Source organism: Cupriavidus sp. IDO (assembly GCF_000812465.1).
Classification (GTDB): Bacteria; Pseudomonadota; Gammaproteobacteria; order Burkholderiales; family Burkholderiaceae; genus Cupriavidus.
Genome location: NZ_JWMA01000095.1, coordinates 1 through 5,589 on the forward strand (window position 1 = coordinate 1; position 5,589 = coordinate 5,589).

General features: G+C 58.0%; 5 protein-coding genes. All 5 read left to right on the forward strand.

Annotated elements, in window-relative coordinates; genetic code table 11:
- Nucleotides 1–122: 122 nt before the first annotated feature.
- From RM96_RS24195 to RM96_RS24215, 5 genes are read left to right on the forward strand one after another with little or no spacing between them, the layout of a single operon-like run.
- Nucleotides 123–431, forward strand: a complete 309-nt coding sequence (locus RM96_RS24195) for a hypothetical protein (protein ID WP_039014265.1) — start codon at nucleotides 123–125, stop codon at nucleotides 429–431.
- Nucleotides 428–1,588: a tyrosine-type recombinase/integrase gene (locus RM96_RS24200; RefSeq protein WP_039014266.1), complete on the forward strand. Its 1,161-nt coding sequence runs from the start codon at nucleotides 428–430 to the stop codon at nucleotides 1,586–1,588. The genes RM96_RS24195 and RM96_RS24200 overlap by 4 nt, the downstream gene beginning before the upstream one ends.
- Nucleotides 1,585–3,222, forward strand: a complete 1,638-nt coding sequence (locus RM96_RS24205) for a hypothetical protein (protein ID WP_052279715.1) — start codon at nucleotides 1,585–1,587, stop codon at nucleotides 3,220–3,222. The genes RM96_RS24200 and RM96_RS24205 overlap by 4 nt, the downstream gene beginning before the upstream one ends.
- Complete coding sequence (locus RM96_RS24210) at nucleotides 3,215–5,056, forward strand: tyrosine-type recombinase/integrase (RefSeq protein ID WP_039014267.1); 1,842 nt, start codon at nucleotides 3,215–3,217, stop codon at nucleotides 5,054–5,056. Before RM96_RS24205 ends, RM96_RS24210 begins: the two co-directional genes overlap by 8 nt.
- Nucleotides 5,034–5,555 carry a TetR family transcriptional regulator gene (locus tag RM96_RS24215; protein ID WP_152624201.1) on the forward strand — a complete coding sequence of 174 codons (522 nt, stop codon included), beginning with the start codon at nucleotides 5,034–5,036 and terminating at the stop codon, nucleotides 5,553–5,555. Before RM96_RS24210 ends, RM96_RS24215 begins: the two co-directional genes overlap by 23 nt.
- Nucleotides 5,556–5,589 lie beyond the last annotated feature (34 nt).

The following is a 5,589-nucleotide window of genomic DNA, read 5'->3' on the forward strand; positions in this document are numbered from 1 at the left end:
TAGTGATCCTTGCCTTGTTTGACCTATGCTTACGTGCGAGGGCACGGCTCTTTCCGTCGAGTAGCAAAGTCTGTCTTACAGACGAGTAGCGGAGTTGGTTTTCCGCGGAGCGGGAGGGAAGCATGGTTGCGGCACGAGGGCGAGTTGAAGCTGTTGAGCTAGAGAAATTTCGGTCTATAGATTGTGAGGTGTTGCTTCCCCTCTTGGCCGATCACGTCAAAGCGGATCCGAGTTTCGTTCCGATCTATGACAGTCACACGCACCGCTGGCACCTACGCGTTGGCGACCGCGAATTTGAGCTCCTTACCACTGGTCCAAAGTGGTTCGACACACGACTGAAGCGGGGTGGCGGCGGCGGTATTGATCTCGCCATGCATCTGCTGACACTCGACTTCAAGCAGGCGGTGACAAAGCTTAGGCAAGTGCTTTGAGATACGTCCTCGCAAACGAGAAGTTAGTCGTCGCAGGACGGGCCTGGAAGGGCTTTCCACTGCTGCTCGATGAGGGCGGCCATCCGATGGAGCCCGCGCAGTCATTTCTGTGGGATTTGATCACATCAAATGGCCGGGTGAGCAGCCCGAAGTCATGGGATTCGTATGGCTGGGCGCTGTACGACTTCTTTGCCTTTGTTGTATCCAACGGACTGGACTGGCAGCAACCCGGCATGCCTGGCATGCCGAGTGCACTCGAAGCGTACCGGGACTGGTCGAAGGGCACGGTCGGGCTGGCGAACACGACCATCAACAATCGGCTGCGGGTTATCGTCCGCTTCTATCAGTGGGCGGCGAAGAAGGGGCACATTGACTGTTTGCCCTTTGAGTTCGCCTCGATTCAGACCAGTCGGCAGCCGGGCTTCCTGGCGCACGTTGATGCTACTGGCGGCAAGGTGGAGTCCCCCAGCATCTTGCTGAAACAGCAAGCTCCGTCAATCAAAATCCTGACTAAGGCGCAGGTCAAGGTTTGCTATGAAGCCCTACCGAATCTTACCCATCGGCTCATGTTTTCGCTGATGCTTCGTACGGGCTTGCGCCAGATTGAGTGTCGGACTTGGCCAGATAAGCCTGGGTACGTATTCGACCCTAGTCGCCGGAGAGACCTCGGATGGAACGAAAGGATTCGGCTGAATCTCGATCCGCGCGACATGGAAATCAAGAACAGCAAGCCTCGCAGCATCGATCTTCCCTATGACCTGATGGAGGAACTGGACACGTACAGTGTTCGGCACCGCCAGGTACGAGAGCGGAATCATCGCCATGGAAGGAGCTTTGCCACACTGTTTCTCACTGAACACGGCGTGCCTTACACCAAGACAGCCCTGGTCGCCATCTTCGCGGCGCTTTCGAAGCGAGTGGGATTTCATGTGACTGCCCACATGTTGCGCCACACATATGCCACTTTTTTGCTTTGGAGTCTGCGCAAGAGTAAGACATTCGAGGGAGAGCCACTCCTGTACGTGCGCGACCGGCTGGGTCATTCCGATGTCACCACCACGGTGCTCTACCTACATCTCATCAACTCACTAGAGGGCCACCTTGTGCTGGCCCACGAGGATGAGATTGATCAGCTGTTCGCAGGAGGCGGACCGTGAAGACAAATCGCAAAGGCTACGCTTCCGCTCCTCTCCAGGTATCGATCAATCCCATATGCTTGGAGCACGGCGGCGCCACCGTCTCGTTGCCTGCGAAGGGAAATGCCACGACACAACGCACACTCGACCTGTCCGGCTACCTTGGCCGCGGCATCGACGCCTGGGTGTGGGTATGCACCACGCAGTTGCGGGCGTTTCTCGCCGGCGGCGACGCCGCCCCAGCAACCCTACGTGGCTATTGGACCAATGGTTTGGTCCACTTCTTCGACTTCCTGCTCAGTTCCGCGGAACCATGTCAGCCGGGGGCGTTAGAGCGAAAGCATATCGCTGCCTACATCGCATGGCTTGAGGACCACGCGGACTGGGCCTACACCACGCAAAGAGCCTTTTTTAACAGGACGAAGGCGGTGCTTGTCGGTCTGCAGCTTCGCCACTTGGTGCCAGGCGGCGCGGAGCTGTTCCCGGCCAATCCATTCCCGCACTGCAATGCGCGGCTGAAAGGCGCGACACCACTCTCGACCGGCGAGCGCATCCGAGTGGCCACGGCATTGCGTGACGACATCATTGCGATTCACAAACAATACTTCAATGGCCCGGCCTCCGCGGCGCTGGTTGTGTATCTGCTGGCAATAGCTATCCGTACCGGTGCCAACTCTACGCCGCTCTTGGAGATGAAGCGGAATTGCCTAAAGCCGCATCCGTTTATGCCCAACATGATGCTGCTGGAAACCTTCAAGCGGCGCGGGAATGCGACCCAGCTCAAGAGCCTGCGCTTCTCCAGGGCGGAAGACCAGTCTCTGGCGGTCGCCATGGACGGCGTCGCACTCATGCGGAAAGTCTTGGCGATGACCCAGCCTCTGGCCGAGATTGCACGCGACGACCTCAAAGATTTCGTCTGGCTGTTTATCGGAGAAGGGATTACCGAGAAATCTCGCCAGCTCACCAGATTGAGCCCTTGTGCGCTTTGCCTCGGTACCCAGGCCTTGATTGATCGACATCAACTCAAGGCGGACGATGGTGGGCCCCTACAGCTCAATGCATCGCGTCTACGAAAAACCATGGAAGACCGCCTCTGGCAACTCAGTGGCGGAGACCTCATCGCCACCGCCGCGCTCATGGGCCACACACCACAGGTTGCGGACAATCATTACCTCGCCTGCACGAAATCCATGCGAGAGGATGCAACTTTCGTCGGGGAGGCACTGCCGGATATCTACCGCAACGGCAAAAAGGGCGATGATAGGGGCAAGGTAATCCCCATCGCATCACTCACCGCGACACGCGTTGGAAGTTGTAAGGACCCATACTACGGGGACAAAGCCCCCCGCGACGGCACCCCCTGTGACGACTTCTTTGCCTGCTTCTCCTGTCGCAGCTATGCAATCGTGGGTGCGCCGGACGACCTGCATCGGCTATTCAGTTTCTACTGGTTTCTCGAACGGGAGAGAGATCGCGCCCGAAGCAACGATTGGCGTACGCAATTTCATCGCACGATGCGCTTGATCGACGCCTTCACGGCGGACAATTTTGATGCGGCGTCGGTGCAAGCCGCCAAAGAACGTGCCCGCATCGACCCGCATATCTTCTGGAAGTCGTATGAGATAGAGCCTTTGAGGGAGCACGACGATGACTAAAGCCAGCAAGCGCTCGGTCCAAAAGCTCTCCGTCAAGCCGGCTGCCGTCCAGTCTTTGGAAAAGGCCTACGGGTTGTTGGTCGAGCAGCCTCTGAGTGTCGTCGGGCTCGACGAGTTGACCCGCCGTAATGTCGTTATCTCGGCTGTTAGCGACGGTGGGAAAGAGCGAGTACTTTCCCGCTACGGCGATTTGGTGTGGGAACTGTGGCCCTATGTGACTATACCGAATACTTGCGAAAGCCAGAAGCGGCTGAACTGGTCGAGCATCCCCGAACTGTTTCGCGAGGTGAGCAAGGCGGTTGCGTTCCGATACTGGCGGGTGGGAACCGAGGGCAGTACTCCTCCCGGCGTGTCGCGCCTGCGGCAGTTCGTCGGACATCTTGCCGCGTTCTCTCGGTATTTGGAAACGGTGGGCGTCGCCTCGTTCGCTGATGTCCGGCCGATACACATTACCAATTACGTTCAAGCCCAGAAGGAGTGTGGTCATGGAAGGCCTGTGCTAGCAGAAAAATACCGCGCTCTGGAGAAACTCTACGCGTTCCGTGACCAGCATCCCGACGGGCTGGGTTTCCATCCATGGCCACATTCGTCCGCTTGCGAAATGGCGGGACGCGTTGGCGAGTCAAGGATGGACGAAAGGAACAGCAAGACGCCCTTGGTTCCGGCTGCGGTAGCACAAGCTCTCTTCGCTCATGCCGAGAAAATTCTCAAGAGAGCCGACGGCATTTTGGACGAGCGGGATGTGGGCATCCGCTCTGTGCGACGGAATGCGGACCACGGGGCGATCCGTAGTGCCTGCTTTTACCTTCTTGGGGTGCTGACCGGTATGCGAAGCTCTGAATTATCTGGCATCGAAGTTGGTGCAGGGCGTACCGAGATCAGGAATGGCTACACCTTTCATTGGATCAGATCGTTCGAACACAAGACGAAGAAGGGTGTCGTCGAGTTCCTGATGCCGGCGATGGGTCACGATATTCTTCGCGTGCTCGAACGCTGGTCCGAACCGCATCGAATGCTATTAGCCGAGCGATTACGCGAATGGGAAGCCGATCAAGGGAAAAGGACGCTCCGGCGACTGCAAGAGATCGCAGTCGCCCGCGCCAATCTCAACAAGCTGTTTCTTGGGATGGGCAGTCACGGCGTCTTGCTGGTGTCCGGCACCGCGTGGGGTCAGGCGCTTCGGAAGTTTGCTGAGGAGGCCGGGACGGACTGGGCTCTGGCGCCGCACCAGATGCGGCGGCTCTATGCCTATTCTTTCGCACGACATCGGTTGGGAGGCCTGTTGTTCCTCAAGGAGCAGTTCAAGCACTCGTCGATCAACATGACCCAGCTTTACGCTGCCAACCCACATCAGGACGCCGCCCTTTACGATGAAATTCTGGAGGAATCGCGGAAGCAAAAAGTCCAGACCATCGCCGGGTGGTTGCAGGGCGAGGAGATGTTGGCCGGGGGCGCTGGCAAGAAGATCATGACCTTGCGCGCGCAAGCCTTTCCAGATCGAAAGGCGATGATCGAGGAAACATCTGACCGTATCACCATTCGCAGCACGGGTCATGCGTGGTGCCTTGCCCAGGATGCGGGCTGCGGTGGCGCCGGAATTTATGAGAAGGGCCGCTGCGGGACCTGCCGCAATGGAGTCATCGATAGCAATTTCAAGCCTTTCTGGCAGGAGACCTACCGACACCAGAAGGAACTGATGGAGGAGGCCAAGAAGTTTGGCCCCGGCGACGTGAAGCGGGTCCAGCGCGATCTGGAAGAAGCGGCCCGGGTTCTTAAGGACTTGGGCGTTGAACTACCAGGGGACCCGCCGAATGGCAGCGAAGCAAACGTCTAGCGCCGCATCCGCGCCCGAAGTGGACCACCCACCCCGCCGCCGGGACCGGGAGCGAACACTGAACGAGTTGCAATTGGCCTTGGGCCGTCTGCAAAGCGCCAACAAGAAAGTCTCGATTTCGGCGGTCGCGAAAGAGGCTGACGTGACCCCGGCCTTGATCCATAACACTTATCCCGACTTCGCCGAACGAATCCGCACCCTCGTCCATGGGTCGGCGCGTGCGCAGCGCGACGACAAGCACCACGAACTGAAGTTACAGCGGGCGGCAAATGCCCAGCTCTACAAGGTGATTGCCGATCAAAATAAGGAAATTGTTGACCTGGCATCGATCAATGAGGCGCTGAGAGCAGAGATTCAGGTACTCACGCGCATCGTCGAGGGCAAGGTGGTGGAACTCCGTTCGGGCGGAAGGGCGCGTAAGGATCCCCGGGGCAGCCTTGAAAGCTGCACAGAAAGTGTTAGTCGAAAGATGTCGTGTACGTTCACCGACTTCAAGTGACTAACTGTTAGCACGAGTCTGTTCCGATGGAATC